Annotated in this window: 16 protein-coding genes; 15 read left to right on the top strand and 1 reads right to left on the bottom strand. The window is 57.9% G+C overall.

Annotation, left to right across the window (positions count from 1 at the left end; genetic code table 11):
* The first annotated feature begins 6 nt into the window (after window positions 1-6).
* From JDEN_RS10865 to JDEN_RS10905, 9 genes are all read left to right on the top strand, one after another.
* The gene (locus tag JDEN_RS10865) at window positions 7-534 is read left to right on the top strand and encodes a hypothetical protein (protein WP_015772433.1); all 528 of its coding nucleotides are present in this window, start codon (window positions 7-9) and stop codon (window positions 532-534) included.
* Between the two features lie 2 nt (window positions 535-536).
* Complete coding sequence (locus JDEN_RS10870; RefSeq protein ID WP_015772434.1) at window positions 537-1,499, top strand: phage major capsid protein; 963 nt, start codon at window positions 537-539, stop codon at window positions 1,497-1,499.
* A gap of 22 nt (window positions 1,500-1,521) precedes the next feature.
* Window positions 1,522-1,947, top strand: coding sequence for a hypothetical protein (locus tag JDEN_RS10875; RefSeq protein WP_015772435.1), 426 nt, complete (start codon window positions 1,522-1,524; stop codon window positions 1,945-1,947).
* Window positions 1,947-2,396 (top strand): DUF6093 family protein, encoded by a 450-nt coding sequence (locus JDEN_RS10880; RefSeq protein WP_015772436.1) that lies wholly within the window; start codon window positions 1,947-1,949, stop codon window positions 2,394-2,396. The genes JDEN_RS10875 and JDEN_RS10880 overlap by 1 nt, the downstream gene beginning before the upstream one ends.
* The gene (locus JDEN_RS10885) at window positions 2,393-2,770 is read left to right on the top strand and encodes a hypothetical protein (protein WP_015772437.1); all 378 of its coding nucleotides are present in this window, start codon (window positions 2,393-2,395) and stop codon (window positions 2,768-2,770) included. Before JDEN_RS10880 ends, JDEN_RS10885 begins: the two co-directional genes overlap by 4 nt.
* Window positions 2,767-3,180: a hypothetical protein gene (locus JDEN_RS10890; protein WP_015772438.1), complete on the top strand. Its 414-nt coding sequence runs from the start codon at window positions 2,767-2,769 to the stop codon at window positions 3,178-3,180. Before JDEN_RS10885 ends, JDEN_RS10890 begins: the two co-directional genes overlap by 4 nt.
* A gap of 84 nt (window positions 3,181-3,264) precedes the next feature.
* Window positions 3,265-3,792 carry a phage tail tube protein gene (locus tag JDEN_RS10895; protein ID WP_015772439.1) on the top strand — a complete coding sequence of 176 codons (528 nt, stop codon included), beginning with the start codon at window positions 3,265-3,267 and terminating at the stop codon, window positions 3,790-3,792.
* A gap of 147 nt (window positions 3,793-3,939) precedes the next feature.
* Complete coding sequence (locus JDEN_RS10900) at window positions 3,940-4,656, top strand: hypothetical protein (protein WP_015772440.1); 717 nt, start codon at window positions 3,940-3,942, stop codon at window positions 4,654-4,656.
* 89 nt (window positions 4,657-4,745) lie between these two features.
* Window positions 4,746-4,967 carry a hypothetical protein gene (locus tag JDEN_RS10905; RefSeq protein ID WP_143713293.1) on the top strand — a complete coding sequence of 74 codons (222 nt, stop codon included), beginning with the start codon at window positions 4,746-4,748 and terminating at the stop codon, window positions 4,965-4,967.
* Here JDEN_RS10905 and JDEN_RS10910 read toward each other — a convergent pair.
* The gene (locus JDEN_RS10910; protein ID WP_015772442.1) at window positions 4,964-5,254 is read right to left on the bottom strand and encodes a hypothetical protein; all 291 of its coding nucleotides are present in this window, start codon (window positions 5,252-5,254) and stop codon (window positions 4,964-4,966) included. The two genes, JDEN_RS10905 and JDEN_RS10910, sit on opposite strands and share 4 nt — an antisense overlap.
* Window positions 5,255-5,289: 35 nt before the next feature.
* Here JDEN_RS10910 and JDEN_RS13190 point away from each other — a divergent pair, with 35 nt between their 5' ends.
* Genes JDEN_RS13190 through JDEN_RS10935 form a run of 6 tightly spaced genes read left to right on the top strand, consistent with a single transcriptional unit; the run spans window position 5,290 to window position 13,905 of the window.
* Window positions 5,290-9,318 (top strand): phage tail tape measure protein, encoded by a 4,029-nt coding sequence (locus JDEN_RS13190; RefSeq protein ID WP_015772443.1) that lies wholly within the window; start codon window positions 5,290-5,292, stop codon window positions 9,316-9,318.
* Entirely contained in the window at window positions 9,318-11,243 is a 1,926-nt protein-coding gene (locus JDEN_RS10920; protein WP_015772444.1) for a hypothetical protein, read from the top strand. Before JDEN_RS13190 ends, JDEN_RS10920 begins: the two co-directional genes overlap by 1 nt.
* Window positions 11,243-12,415 carry a DUF5047 domain-containing protein gene (locus JDEN_RS10925; protein WP_015772445.1) on the top strand — a complete coding sequence of 391 codons (1,173 nt, stop codon included), beginning with the start codon at window positions 11,243-11,245 and terminating at the stop codon, window positions 12,413-12,415. The genes JDEN_RS10920 and JDEN_RS10925 overlap by 1 nt, the downstream gene beginning before the upstream one ends.
* Window positions 12,412-13,200: a hypothetical protein gene (locus JDEN_RS10930; protein WP_015772446.1), complete on the top strand. Its 789-nt coding sequence runs from the start codon at window positions 12,412-12,414 to the stop codon at window positions 13,198-13,200. Before JDEN_RS10925 ends, JDEN_RS10930 begins: the two co-directional genes overlap by 4 nt.
* Window positions 13,197-13,361: a hypothetical protein gene (locus JDEN_RS13900; RefSeq protein WP_015772447.1), complete on the top strand. Its 165-nt coding sequence runs from the start codon at window positions 13,197-13,199 to the stop codon at window positions 13,359-13,361. Before JDEN_RS10930 ends, JDEN_RS13900 begins: the two co-directional genes overlap by 4 nt.
* On the top strand, window positions 13,351-13,905 hold the full coding sequence (locus JDEN_RS10935; protein ID WP_015772448.1) for a hypothetical protein: 555 nt from the start codon (window positions 13,351-13,353) through the stop codon (window positions 13,903-13,905). The genes JDEN_RS13900 and JDEN_RS10935 overlap by 11 nt, the downstream gene beginning before the upstream one ends.
* The last annotated feature ends 4 nt before the right edge of the window (window positions 13,906-13,909 follow it).

Here is a 13,909-nt window from a genome sequence, read left to right on the forward strand (position 1 = left end):
ACCCACATGTCAGACGAAGCAGCAGTAGCACAGCCCACGGCGCAGGACGCCCCGGCTCAGGACGCACCAACACCCACTGAACCCGCACCCACCCCGCCTTGGGGTAGCGATGAGGATTTCAACCCTGAAAAGGCGTGGAAACTCATTGAGAATCTGCGGGCCGAGAGCAAAGACGCGAAATCGAAGGTGAAGGCTTTCGAGGATGCGCAGCTCACGGCGGCGGAGAAAGCGGAGCGTGACCTCCAAGAACTGCGGTCAAACTACGAGACCGCGCAACTCACAAACGCCCGCCTTCAAGCGCTGGTGGATAACCCCAGTTTGAAGGCGGAAGACCTGGAACTTATTGCGGGAAGTACCGCTGAGGAGATCCAGGCGAACGCCGCGAAACTCGCGGAAAGGTTGGGGTCAGGTATCCCAGCCGCTCCCCCCACCAACAAGCCGCAACCAGTTTTGCGGGGTGGGGCTGACCCCGTCACAAACACCGCTGAGCCTGTCGACTGGCTCCGCGCTGCACTGTCTAAATCTAAGGAGTAAACATGGCTGGATACGCAAACGTTGTTGGTCGCGCCGATGTCGGGGATGCGCTCATCCCAGATCAGGTGATCAACGAGATTATTCAAGAGGCACCAAAGTCATCTGTGGTGCTTGACCGTGCTAAGCAGGTGCGGCTTTCTGCGAAGAAAGCGAAGCAACCGGTGCTGGCGACCTTGCCCGAGGCTTACTGGGTGGATGGTGATACTGGGCTGAAGCAGACCTCGAAGAGCCAGTGGGAATCGCTCACTATTACTGCTGAAGAGCTCGCGGTGATTGTGCCTATCCCGGACGCTCTCGTGGATGACGCGAACATCCCACTGTGGGATGAGATCAAGCCTTTGCTTGCTGAAGCCATTGGTAAGAAGGTGGACCAGGCTGCGCTTTTCGGTGTGGACTCCCCCGCTTCTTGGCCAACCGGCATCGTCCCTGGTGCTGTGGCTGCTGGGAACTTTGTGGAAGAGGGCACCGGCGCTGACCTTGGTGTGGACGTGGCGCTTCTTGGTGAGCAAATCGCCAAGCAAGGTTACGGCATCAATGGTTTCGCTTCCCGCCCCGGCTTGCAATGGCAGCTGATTGGTCTGCGTTCAACGCAGGGAACCCCGATCTACACGCCTTCATTGTCCGCTGGCACCCCCGCTGGTCTTTACGGGTACCCGTTGAATGAGGTCATGAACGGGTCATGGGATGCAGACGAAGCGACCTTGCTCGCTGCTGACTGGACGAAGTTTGTTGTGGGTGTCCGTCAGGACATCACCTATGACCTTTTCTCTGAGGGTGTCATTTCTGACGCTGATGGCAAGGTCATCCTGAACCTCATGCAGCAGGACTCAAAGGCACTGCGTGTGGTTTTCCGTGTCGGTTTCCAGGTCGCTAAGCCAATCACCCGTGTGGCTGGTGCTACTGGCTACCCTGCCGGTGTCATCGTGCCTGCCGAGGTCGAGCCTGAAGAGCCTGAAACCCCTTGATCCGGGAAGGAGGTGAGTAGTCATGGCTTATGCCACGACGGATGATTTGCAAGATTTCCTAGGCAATGAATGGGAAGTCGCGTCTGATTCGACTAGGGCTACTCGCCTCCTGCGGATGGCGTCCGGTCTCGTAGATGCTGAGGCCGGACGCTCGTGGGTGCCGGGTGAGGTACCTGATCAGATTGTGGATGTGGTTTGTGCGGTTGCGGGCCGGGGTTTCACGAATCCGGGGGCGCAGAAGTCCGAGCAGTTGGATGATTATTCTTCGTCCTCTGTGGTGTCTGAGGCGGGACTGTATCTCACGGATTCTGAGCTGCGGATCGTCGCTCGTCTCGCGAAACCACGTTTTGGCGGTTTGGGGACTGTGGCTACGGAGCGTGGGGATATTCGCACGAAGTCTGATGATCAGGCTTGGTGGGTCAATGGGCCGAATGGGTGGGTTGACTGATGGGTGTTTCTCAGGCTGTGCGTAGGTCGCGTGCGTCTTTTAAGCGGAAGCGGTTGCGGGCGCGGTGTGTGATTGAGGTGGTGGATGCGTCTGTGGAGGTGACTGACCCTGACACTGGGGAGGTCACCCCTGGGCGTGTCCTGCTTTATGAGGATGTGCCGTGCTATGCCCGGTATCCGGGTTTGGCTTTTGAGACCGACCGGCAAGTCGGCGGGGTGCAGATCGTGGATTCGCGGATCGTGGTGCGTATCCCGCATGAGTATAAGGACGAAGCTGGGGTGTGGCACCCATTTGTGGTGCCGGTGAATGCGCTGATTACTTTCACGTCTGATCCTGATAATCCGAAGATGCCGGGAACAACGTTTTTGGTGAAGTCTTTGGATGACCAGTCACAGGCCACCGCGCAGAGAATTCTTTGTGAGGATCAGCAGAGGGGGCCGAGCGTATGAGCGAGCTTCGTGCTTTCGCCGCTGAGCTTCGTGCAGCGGGTGATGTGCGCCCCGAAGTGGAGAAGGTCCTTTTCAAGGGTGCCATGAATATCAAGAAAGACATGCAAGCCAAGATGCGCGGTTCGGGGTCTTTCGGGGCGCTGGCTAACTCGATCACCTTCGACATTGAGGGCCTTGCTGCTGAGATCGGACCTGTGAAGGGGAGTGGTGGTGGCGGTCTTGATTTCGGTGCGAATATCGCGTATTTCGGTGGTACCGGGTGGGGTGGAAAACATTCCGGTGGGACCGTGGAGGACCCCGAAGAAGCGTTGCTGCGTGAGGTGCCTGCTTTTGAGAAGTACCTGACGGAGATCGCGGTGAGGAGCCTCGAATGATCCCTGTGCTGGAAGCTTTGAAGGCCGCTCTTGCTGGTGTGGCGGTGGGTGGTGTGCATCTTTTGCAGAATAATGATGCGGCCCCGAAACTGCCGTATCTGCTGGTGGAGCCGGTGAATATGGACCCGTTTTTTGAGGCTTCACTACATGCTGATGATGGGGCCGAGGTGCTGCGGGTGCGGTTGAAGGGTGTGGGTGCTAATCCTACGTCTGCGCTGATTGCCCTGCGGAATGCTCGTACAGCCCTGGTGGGTGGGAAGAAGTACGGGACGCTCACGATGGATGGTAGGTCTGCGGCTGTGCAGTATGTGCGGCACGAGGCCGACTTCGGGGACCCGCAAACCTTGATCCCCGGCACGACGAAGCCTATGTGCTTGTCTGTGGATTCATACACGGTTTTCGACCAGTAACCATTTCCTACTCGAACCCCCGGCCAAAAGGCAAGGGGGTGTTTTGGTGTGCCCTGATGGGGCCGAAAAAATTGGAGGGCGATTATGCCTAGAAGTCTTGCTGATGGGAAGAAGAAGTTCACGATTCTGCCGGATGCTCCGGCAGACATTAACGCGATAACAGTTACGGAGGCGAACGCGGGTAAGGATTACTCGTGTGCAGTCCTGTCCTCGGATTTTGATCTTGGGTTCGCTGCCTCGGACATGATCGATGAAAAGGCGTTGTGCGTGGAGGGGAACGCACAGGCGCTCGGTAACTCAAACTTCCAGGGCGGTTTCACTGCTTTTCGTGAGTTCCTTGCCGATACTGGTTTGCCTGACCCTGCCGCTCTCGCTGAAGAGTTGTGGGATCTGGTCAAGGAGAAGGGCAACACTCTTCACATCATGATTCGGCATTCGGCTAAGAAGTCGGGTGACGTTTGGGTTGTCGGCGATGAGTACGTGTATGTGGAGTGGGTGAATGACCTGCCGCAAGGCACGACTCTTGAAGGCTACATTAAGCACCGTGTTGAGGGTGCTCCGCAGAACTTCAGTTCTGGTTACCAGACCGTGGTGGCGGACCCTAGTCCGTGACCTTAGTTTTGGTGTGAAGCGTGGCGCCTTAAGGGGCGCTTTTTTCATGCCTAAATCGGGGTGGCCTGCGCGTGTTAAGGGTCCGCGCAGGCCGCCCGTCCCATAGACCCTTTGACCCTTGGACCCTTTACTTTTGGAGTTTTTCTGATGTCTGACATGGATTTTGATGCTTGGCTTGAGGGTGCTTCCCCACTGGAATCATCGGTGGATGTGTACCCTGACGGCAAGGTTTTTGGGGAGTTTCAGGCGTGGGAGCGCGAGTATGAGCGGCTGACGGCACACGCTGAGCGCACTAGTGGTGAACGGTCTGCGGGTGAAGTTGACCCTGTGGCTGAGTGTGAGGCTCGTGGCGAGGCTTTACTTGAGCGGATGAAAGCGTCGCGTACAACGGTGTTCTTGCGGGGTATTTCGATGGCTGATGAGGAAGCCGTCAATGCACAGTACCCGCTTCCTGACCCGGTTCCTGGTCGCCCGAAGCTGGAGACACCGAGCTTGCCTGATCGTCCGTCGAGTGTGCAGGCTGATGCTTTCCTGGCGCGTGTGCAGCAGCAGCAGGCGCTTATTTCTGGGTGGGAGCAGGAGCACGCAAAAGAGTTGGAAGAGTACGCGATAGCGGTGTCGAAGGTGCTGCTTGCCCGGGGTGTGGAGAAGCTGCAGCGTGCGTTTGTGCGTATGGAGCAGGGCGGGCGGGTTTTAACTGAGTCCATGAGCGTGGAGCAGCTAAAGAAGTTTGCTGCCCGCATTGGTGAGGTGCAGTTGGGTGAGTTGATTTCGGCGGTTGATTTCGCGTCGAAGGCTCGCGCTGAGGTGCCTGGTGATTCGGATTTTTTATCTCGTCGCTTCGGGAGCGGCCAAGACTCGTAAGGGCTTTGAGGGCGGCGAGGGCGTGGGGTGCTAAGCCGACCGAGTTTTTGGAGGATTGGTCGGAGCGTGACCGTGCCCTCGCTGTCGGCTTGACCGCTTTGGAGGAGGCCACCACGCAGCATGGCAACCCCGTCGATTTGGCGATGGATTCTGATTCTGAGGGCTGGTGGGCGGTGAAGCAGGTCATGGATCAGGAAGCTGCAGCGGAGGAAAGGTACCGTGAGCGGCACCCTGACTTGCCACCGGGGACACGCCTGATTGTGAAATATGCGAAGGGTGACCCGGAGCTAGAAGAGCTCCTGGACGACTAGGACGTGAGGCCGACCAGGATACCAGTGGCTAAGCCCAGTAGGCGTGCCTCAGTTTTATACCAGGTTAATTCTTTATCGCTGGTTGTGCGCTGAATCGCGCCGATTATTAGCGGCAGAATCACCACGAGTGAACCAAGTTTCGGGCCGCCACCATAGGTCGGCTCCACGAAAAAACTCTTAACCGCTACTGCCGCGAATATGCCTATAACCGCGAATCCGGCGAACGAAAACATTGTCGCCCCTGCGGGTTTCTTTTCTTTTTCAACATTTTTTTCGGTGTCAGTCATGACGCCTATTTTCGCATGCCCTTTGGGAGGTAGCAATGGCTGATCGGTCTATCAAAGTAAGGCTCGAAGCCGAGGTGGGTGGATACAAGCGGGGCATGTCTGATGCTGCTCGTGCCACTGACAACCTAGCTAAATCTCAGAAGGGTGCCTTGGAGCGGACCAGTGCGTTTTGGCAGGCCAACCGTGCGGACATTGACCAGGTTGGGTCTTCTTTGGCTGTGATGGGGGCTGCTGGGACTGCTGCGCTGGCCGGGGTGACGAAGCTGGCGATGGATTGGGAATCTGCGTGGGCCGGGGTCACGAAGACCGTTGATGGGACAGCTGAAGAAATGGCTTCCCTGGAAAAAGGTTTGCGTGGTTTAGCGAAGGTCCTGCCTGCTTCTCACACTGAGATCGCGGCGGTGGCGGAGGCTGCTGGGCAGCTTGGTGTGGAGACGAAGAATGTGCAGGGATTTACCCGCACAATGATTGATCTCGGGGAGACCACAAACCTCTCTGCGAATGATGCCGCCACACAGCTTTCCCGGTTTATGAATATCATGGGGTCCTCGCAAAGTGACGTGGACCGCCTGGGGTCATCCGTGGTCGGCTTGGGTAATAACTTTGCGACTACTGAGGCTGAAATTGTTGAGCTTGGTATGCGTCTTGCCGGTGCAGGGAAGCAGGCTGGCCTGTCTGAGTCCGATGTGCTGGGTTTTGCTACCGCGATGTCGTCGGTGGGTATCGAGGCTGAGGCTGGTGGTACGGCACTGTCGATGACGATGAAGCGGATTGGGTCTGAGGTTGAGACTAATGGTGCGCTTTTGGGGACGTTCGCGCAGGTAGCGGGCATGTCGGCGGAGCAATTTAAGACTGCTTGGGGCCAGGATGCTGCCGGGGCTTTGTCTGCTTTCATCGCTGGGCTTGGGCAGACGGAATCTTTGGGTATGTCAGCGAACGCTGTTTTGTCTGAGCTTGGCATCACCGGTATTCGTGAGTCTGACTCCCTGCTGCGTTTGTCGAGTGCGCAGGGTCTTGTGAATGAGGCTTTGGCTACTGGTGCGACCGCTTATGCGGAGAATACTGCTTTGTCTGATGAGGCTGCGAAGCGTTATGAGACGACTGCGGCTAAGGCTGAGATGGCTTGGAACGCCATGAAGGACGCGGGGATCGAGTTTGGGTCTTACGTCCTGCCGGTTTTGGCTCAAGCGGCGGAGGGCGTCGCTGATTTGGCTGGCTGGTTTGCTCAGTTGCCGGAGCCGGTGAAGCAGGTAGTCACTGGGCTGGGTGGGTTGGCTTCGGTGGCGGCTTTGGCTGCTGGTGGTGCGTTACGCCTGGCCGGGTCCGTCTCTGACTCTTACCTTGCAATGAAGCGGCTATCAGCGGAAGCGCCGCGTCTTGCGTCTGGGTTGAAGCGTGTGGGTATCGCTGCTGGTGTGGCTGGTGCCGCTTTGACTGCGTTTGCTATTGGTCAAGCGTATGACGGTGGTGAGGCTACCCAGGGGTTGCAGGAGATTGAGGACGGTCTTAAGCGTGTCGCTAAAGGTGCGTCCGCTGCGGACACGGTTTTCAAGAATTTTGATGAGCGGAAGATCTGGGAATCTGATGTTCAGGGGCTGCGTGATGCGGAGGAGATTCTTGATCGTATAAGCCAGAACACTCTTTTTGGTGACGCTCAGCGCGGCCTTCTAAGTGGGATTAATGGGCTGACTGATCTGTTCGGGTATGACTCGCGTACGGATTTGCAGAAGCAAGAGCAGGATTTGCGTGCGTATTTGGACACGCTCGCCACGCAGGTGCCGTCTGCGACGGCTGATGCTATTGCTGCTTTCCAGGGCTTGAACGAGCAGGTGGGCGGCACGGATGACTCTGCCCAGAAGCTGATTAATGCGTCACCAGCTTTAAAGGACGCTCTTATCGGCGTGGCGTCTGAGGCCGGGTACACGACTGATGATGCTTCACTTTTGGCGATTGCTTTGGGTGAGGTCGAGATCGCGGCTGATGAGGTTGATTCGTCTACTCGTGGGGCTGCGTCTGCTGCTGTGGCTGCTGCTGAGGCGATGCAGGCTGAGGCTGATGCGGCTAATGCTGCTGCTGAGGCGGTTTTGGCGAAGGCTCGGGCTAATGCTGATGGGATTTCCGCGGAGATTCGTTTTGAGGAGGCTACTGATCGGGCGCGGGCGACGATTGAGGAGAATGGTAAAGCGACTGATTTGAGTACTGAGAAGGGCCGCCAGAATATGGAGGCTTTGCTTGGTATGGCTGATGCGACTTTGGGTGCTGCTGAGCAGATGAGTGCTTTGGGTGCGTCGCAGGAGGCTGTGGACGGGAAGATCGAGGCTGGCCGTAAGCGTTTTGAGTCTTTGGCTCGTGCGGCTGGTTTTTCTAGGGAGCAGGTTGCTTCTATGTCTCGGGAGCTTGGGTTGGTGCCTGGGACGGTGACGACTCAGGTTCAGGTTTTGAATGTTGGTGGCGCGATTTCGCAGGTCCAGGCGCTGAATTCCACTCTTAATTCGATTAATGGGAAGACGGTTACTGCTGCTGTTGCTATTAAGCAGTATGGGCAGGCGGCGATGGCGGATGGTGGTGTGCGTGAGCGTGCTGCTGGTGCTTTGGATGAGCCGCAGATCCGTCCGGGTTCTGGTGCAGGTGTCACGCAGGTTTCACGTTTTGGTCCGGTGACTTGGGCTGAGGGTGAGACTGAGTGGGAGGCTTTTATTCCTGGTGCGCGGTCGAAGCGTGGTCGGGCGTTGGCGATTTGGCGTGAGGCCGGTCAGCGTTTGGGGGCGTTTGAGGCGCTTGGTGCTGAGTCTTTCGCGGCTGGTGGTTTACGGTCGTCTGCGTCTTTGCGTACTGCGGAGCGCAGGGTGAAGCGTCTGGTGTCTCAGGTGCGGTCTTCTCGCCGGTCTGGGAATGACAAGCGGACCAGGAAACTGGAGGATCAGCTGCGGGACGCACGGTCGGCTTTGGCTGATTTGCGTGACGCACGGGTCGATTTGGCTTTGGATGCGCGGCGTGGGCGTTTGTCTGAGCAGGCGTCGGGCGGTTTGTCGTCGGCTTATTCGCTGGTGGATCAGGTGCGTGACGCTGCCGGGGATTCCGCTCTCACGAAGGGCACACGTAAGAGCCTGTCGTCGGCTGCTAAGTCATCTGAGGTGGCTTTCCGGAAGCTGTATGCGACTGCTGAGCGGGTCGAGGTCGCGCTTGAGAAGGCGCGGGATCACTTGCAGGAGATGCAGCAGATTTCGGATGGTCTGAAATCGTCGCTGTCGGGCGGTTTCCAGCTGACGGACGCTTACACGCAGTGGTCGGACGGTCTCGGGAATGTGGCGGGAAAGAGTATTACCGCTGCTGGGATGGTTGCGGGCGGTAAATCGTATGCGGACAAGCTGAAGAAGTTTGGGGCGTCGATTAAGAAGCTCGCGGACTTTGGGCTGTCATCCGTGGTGCTCCAGGAGATCGCGGCTTTGGGTCCTGATGAGGGGCTTGAGGTCGCTAATCAGCTGTTGGCCGGGGGTAAGAAATCGGTCCAAGAACTCAACGGGGTTTACACCTCGATTGCGTCTGCGTCCGGTTTCATCGGCGACCAGGCCACCCGGAATTACCGTACAGCCGATGGCACTTTCTACGCGGGCGGCGTCGGGCAGGCTCAAGGCCGTGTGGATTCCCTGGAGAAGTCGATGAGCAAGATTGAGGCTTCTATCGGGAAGTGGGGTGACAAGATTGCCCGGATTTTGGGTAAGGCGTATGGGGTGAAGATGGCGTCTGGCGGCTGGGTGACTGGCGGCATTAAGGGCGTCGATTCGGTGCCTATCACTGCGATGCCAGATGAGTATGTGGTCAACGCCAAGGCCGCTTCACAGTATGGGCCTTTGCTTGAGTCGATTAACTCTGGACGCGGGTTGCCTGTCCTGTCTGCTGCTTACCCTGCACAAACCAACGTCAACGTCGCCCTTGATAAAGGGTCTTTGGCGGGTGCTTTGGATGGCGTCGGCGTGACGATGCTGGTTGATGGGAAGCCTATGAAAGCGACGATCCGCACGGAAATGAACGCCGCTTTTAGTGCGGCTGGGAGGGGTTACTGATGCAGATTGATTTTGATGAGCGGCTTGCGGCGTCCACGGTGATCGTGGATGGCCGTGAGTGGTGTCAGGGCACCCTCACGAACCTTGCCTTGAACCCCTCGTTTGAGGCGGCGGGGTCCACGGTCGAGGTGGCGCGAAACCGTATCCCGAACCCACGCGCAGTGAGCGCAGGTAGCGCTATCCCGTGGACGACGGTCAATGGCACTGCGACGTGGGAAACCGGGTCCGGTCTAACGGGCGGTTTGCCGGACACTTTCCGTCGCCTCGTCGCTACAGCGTCCATGGCTGGATGGTATGGAGTAGTCACAGGACTGGTTTCATCAGGGGAAACGCTGACGCTTCGGCGGTTAGTGCGGACCTCGCGCGCATGCACTGTGCGGCTAGGTCTTGAAGGCGCGGGCATGCCAACGCCAATGTATTCGCCATATATTCCCGTTCCTGCCGGTGAGTGGACTTGGGTGACATTTACGCTGACTTTGCCGACGCTTGTCAGTGGGTCGCCAGTCGTCCTTATGTGCTATGCCTACGGTCTGGAGGGCGGGGATGTGCTTGACCAGACTGCCGCGAGCATCGACCAGCACACAACCTACCTCGACTTCTCCTATTCCCCCGATCCTGACCTAACGCCGTCATCGGTAGGGGCCGCAAATAATAGCGCGTCGATTCTTTCAGCGCCTGCACCTGCCGGTATCGGCCAGCAGCCGGGAAGGTACTGTATCCAATCCGGTGCGTGGGCGAACAGCGGGGGGAAGAGTCTACGAATCACCCGCACGGGGTTCGCAGAGCAGGCGGCGGCTGGTGCTATCATCTGGACCCCTGCGGGTGGTGACGTGGGTAAAACCTTCACAGCCGCCGTGTGGTGCAGGCCGCAAGACGGGTATGACAGCTCTCAGGATATAGTCCTGGGCGACCGGGTAAGTCGTGGGCTGTACGTCCTCCTTAACGCGGGGACATACCGGACGCAGGCTGAGCCAGTGGGGGAGGCGCAACTTCTACGGCTGACCTTCACCGTGGAGGACGTAAGCCACACGCTGCGCGTCGGGGGCGGCGGCACGGTGGGGCAAACGATCAGGTACGACGACTTCACCATCGTCCAGGGTGAGCACCCCGATTTGATGCCTTTCCACGGGTCTACCGTGAACCCGGAGTGGCCGGGAGTCGCCTACGCATGGACAGGGACACCCGACGCTTCCACCAGCACCCGCACAACCCCCACCATCGACCGCATCGAGGTTGATCGTGACCCCGGCACCGGGTGGGTACCCGTACGCGGCGGCAGGCGTGAAGTCATCAACGGTTTCGTCGCGCTCACGGACCATGAAATGCCGCTTCACCAGGACGTCCGCTACCGTGTCGCCGGATACTCAGGGGACATGTACGTGGGAGCTTTCACCGGGACCGTGAACACGTCGATCCCAGGGTGGTGTGGGGTTTTCGTGAAGATCCCGGCGAACCCCAACGCAACCGTGATGGTCGACCCCACAAACAGCGTCGACATTGATTCCAGTACACAAGGCGGTTCATACGACATCGCAGCAGGGTCAAGCATCGCCGTCGCAGCATGGTCCGGGGTAAACGCATCACGCTTCACCCTCAACGCTTTGACCAAGACCGATGGGGACTCTGCGCAAATGCGGGCGCTCCTGCAAAAAAACCGGGTCGTCCTGCTACAAGGACCAGACTGGGCACCATTCCCACCCGGCTGGTACTACGTCGAATCGGTAAGCGAAGGGCTTCGCGGTGACGGGGCGATCAAGCAGGGCAGGAAATGGTCACTCAGCCTCGTGTCCACAGGTGTCCCGTCAGGGGATACGGCAGGGGTGGCTGGGGCTTCATGGAATCAAATCCGTGCGAAATACGCCACCTGGGACGAACTCAAGACGGCGAATGCCACGTGGTTTGACGTGCTACAAGGAGGGAACTAATGGTGTACCCAGTCAGTGAGGGTTTCCTCCATGCAATCACGACCCCGCACCGGGTCAGGGTGCAAGCGTCCCTGATCCGTGCGGGGGCCACGGTGATTAATGAGCTGCCGATTATTGACGGCAATATCACCGTGGACTCCAACGCTTTCGTACGCCGGTCCCTATCGCTCACTCTGCCGCCCGAGATCCCCACCAGCACCTACACCAGTGGGCGCACCGACCAGGTCATTTTGACGACCGGGGATGAGATCAGGGTGAAATGGGGACTAGTCTTCTACGACGAAACCACCGAATGGGTGCCAGTCGGGACCTTCCGCGTCGACACCGTACCCTACTCAGCCACCCTAGACAGCGCGGTGACAATCCGCGGCGTCGACCGATGCGCAGACATTGTGGACGATGATTTCCCTCAGCCTCGCACTTTTGAGGCCGGGTCCACGACCGCGCTTATCGCACAGCTCATCCAGGAGACCCTGCCGACCGCGAGCGTGTACAACCGGACCACGGTCAGGGATGAGCGTGTGCCCACGCTGCAGTATGACGGGTCAAGGGCAGACCTTATCCAAAACCTTGCCACATCAATCGGCGCGGTCGTCCACTGTGACGGGTTCGGCGATTTCATTATCCGCGATGCACCGACTTTGGATGATGAAGCGGCCATGATTCTACGCACTGGCGACGGCGGTGTCATCGTCAGTGCGGACACCGATTACACGCGCGATGGGGTTTTCAACCGCGTCGTCGTGCGCGGTGAATCACCAGCCGGGGACTTCTCCCCCGTGCAGGGCACAATCACTGATGATGACGAAAACTCACCCACACAATTCGGAGACAGGTTGGACGGTTATTACGGGAAGATAACCAAGTTTTTCACCTTCCCCAATATAACCTCCATTCTGCAGGCGCAGACTGTGGGGAAAGCGTTGCTGGCGAAATATGTGGGCCTATCAGCGGCGATGCGAGTGTCATCAATCCCTCTCCCTCACCTGGAGGCAGGAGATTCAATCATTGTGGTCCCGGATGACGCGCCGGCTGGTGTGTCCGCACGGAAGCACATTGTGGACTCATACACGCTTCCGCTATTGGCTGGCGGGGATTTCACTATGGCGACCCGTGACGTGCGAGAAACCTTTAAAGAAGCCGAATGGGAAGACCTAGGAGAATGGGCATGAGCACCAAAAACAGTTTAGGGATGACGCTCCAGGATTCAATTACCACGATTTTCGGGAGGCAAAGCCAAACCCTTTCACGCCTGGGCACAATCACCGATATTGATTATGACGCGGCGAATCTGCATGTTGATATTGGTGGTGACAATGGACCCTTAACCGGTGTAAGATGGATTAACACTTATACGCCCATAATCAATGATTATGTTGTGTTGTTGCAGGTGGGGAATGGTTGGTGGGTCCTCGGCGGGAACTCGAAGGACCAGCGGTCGTACACGAAACGGTATGAAACAGCGCGGTTACTCCCCACCCGGTACTGGCAAGGCGTTTATCACCCGGGCACGGAGACGTGGGACTGGTACAGCGAGCCGAATCAGCGTGTAGGTATAGAAGACCTCGGCGGCGGAAACGCATCCATCTACCAGTACAACGCTTTGTGGCGATTCGATTTCAGTGAGATCCCGTCAGGCGCTGAGATTCTATCATCGACCTTTGACGTGTCCGTGGGGATCGGCCCGGACGCGATGCAAACCGACGCTGTCCTGCACATGCACGCGAATGAGACTCTGCCGTCTGGTGTGCCCGCGTCGTGGATACCAGGGGAAATCGACGTGTCCCTCAACGGCAACGTCACCCAACGCTTCGCCCTGCCCGAAATGTGGTTGAACTCGCTCATCACCGGGTCCGCGAAAGGCGTCGGCCTATCCCCACCACCATCAGCCTACGGGACCGTATACGTCTCCCCCGTGATCACCGTAGGCTACGCCATTCAGGAGGCCGCAGGATGACAAACGAGCAGGTCAAACCCTCAAAAGTGTTACTTGACCTTATCTGTGAAGAGTACGGGTGGGAACGTGAAAAAACGTCCACGATCCTCCTCACGGATGAGAAGGCAATCGCAATATCAAAAACATACCCCGACGTGAAGGTGGTTAATGATGGCAGCTGAACCTATCCAAGGACTGAGGTATCCGGCTGGTGGTGACGAACCGGACGGGCCGGCAGGGGTAAAGAATTTAGCGGATGACGTGGTAAAACTCACCAACATGCGTTTCGCGTCCGTCGCGGCCAGGGACGCCACCCTAGTCGGAGGGTCCGCGCCCGTTGATGGCATGGAGTGCTTCACCGGGTCTGGGACAACTGAAGTCAAGTGGCTGCGACACAACGGCCAATGGGTGCGATTGTACGAATCTAGCGCCTGGGTAGACATCTCAATCACAGGATTCACCGGGTCATTAGGATACCGGAAATACGGGAATCTCGTGCAGGTGCAGGGCGAAATTACTGGCACTTTCTCCACGGGAAGCACCAACCTTGGGCAAATGCCCAGCGAACTTATCCCATCTCGTGGGAACGCCCGTGGTGCGGCCATCTTCGGGGGAGGCTACCCTGGGGCGTCTTTCGTCACCACAAGCGGCGCGATCGGCGTCACCCACCAAACTGGGGCCTCGCGAAATAATCCTTCCTTCACGATTATCTACATGGTCGGGTGATGGC

This window comes from Jonesia denitrificans DSM 20603 (assembly GCF_000024065.1).
Classification (GTDB): domain Bacteria; phylum Actinomycetota; class Actinomycetes; order Actinomycetales; family Cellulomonadaceae; genus Jonesia; species Jonesia denitrificans.

Coding starts and splice junctions, on each gene's coding strand:
- JDEN_RS10865 (WP_015772433.1), top strand. CDS start 7: ATGTCAGACGAAGCAGCAGTAGCACAGCCCACGGCGCAGGACGCCCCG.
- JDEN_RS10870 (WP_015772434.1), top strand. CDS start 537: ATGGCTGGATACGCAAACGTTGTTGGTCGCGCCGATGTCGGGGATGCG.
- JDEN_RS10875 (WP_015772435.1), top strand. CDS start 1,522: ATGGCTTATGCCACGACGGATGATTTGCAAGATTTCCTAGGCAATGAA.
- JDEN_RS10880 (WP_015772436.1), top strand. CDS start 1,947: ATGGGTGTTTCTCAGGCTGTGCGTAGGTCGCGTGCGTCTTTTAAGCGG.
- JDEN_RS10885 (WP_015772437.1), top strand. CDS start 2,393: ATGAGCGAGCTTCGTGCTTTCGCCGCTGAGCTTCGTGCAGCGGGTGAT.
- JDEN_RS10890 (WP_015772438.1), top strand. CDS start 2,767: ATGATCCCTGTGCTGGAAGCTTTGAAGGCCGCTCTTGCTGGTGTGGCG.
- JDEN_RS10895 (WP_015772439.1), top strand. CDS start 3,265: ATGCCTAGAAGTCTTGCTGATGGGAAGAAGAAGTTCACGATTCTGCCG.
- JDEN_RS10900 (WP_015772440.1), top strand. CDS start 3,940: ATGTCTGACATGGATTTTGATGCTTGGCTTGAGGGTGCTTCCCCACTG.
- JDEN_RS10910 (WP_015772442.1), bottom strand. CDS start 5,254: ATGACTGACACCGAAAAAAATGTTGAAAAAGAAAAGAAACCCGCAGGG.
- JDEN_RS13190 (WP_015772443.1), top strand. CDS start 5,290: ATGGCTGATCGGTCTATCAAAGTAAGGCTCGAAGCCGAGGTGGGTGGA.
- JDEN_RS10920 (WP_015772444.1), top strand. CDS start 9,318: ATGCAGATTGATTTTGATGAGCGGCTTGCGGCGTCCACGGTGATCGTG.
- JDEN_RS10925 (WP_015772445.1), top strand. CDS start 11,243: ATGGTGTACCCAGTCAGTGAGGGTTTCCTCCATGCAATCACGACCCCG.
- JDEN_RS10930 (WP_015772446.1), top strand. CDS start 12,412: ATGAGCACCAAAAACAGTTTAGGGATGACGCTCCAGGATTCAATTACC.
- JDEN_RS13900 (WP_015772447.1), top strand. CDS start 13,197: ATGACAAACGAGCAGGTCAAACCCTCAAAAGTGTTACTTGACCTTATC.
- JDEN_RS10935 (WP_015772448.1), top strand. CDS start 13,351: ATGGCAGCTGAACCTATCCAAGGACTGAGGTATCCGGCTGGTGGTGAC.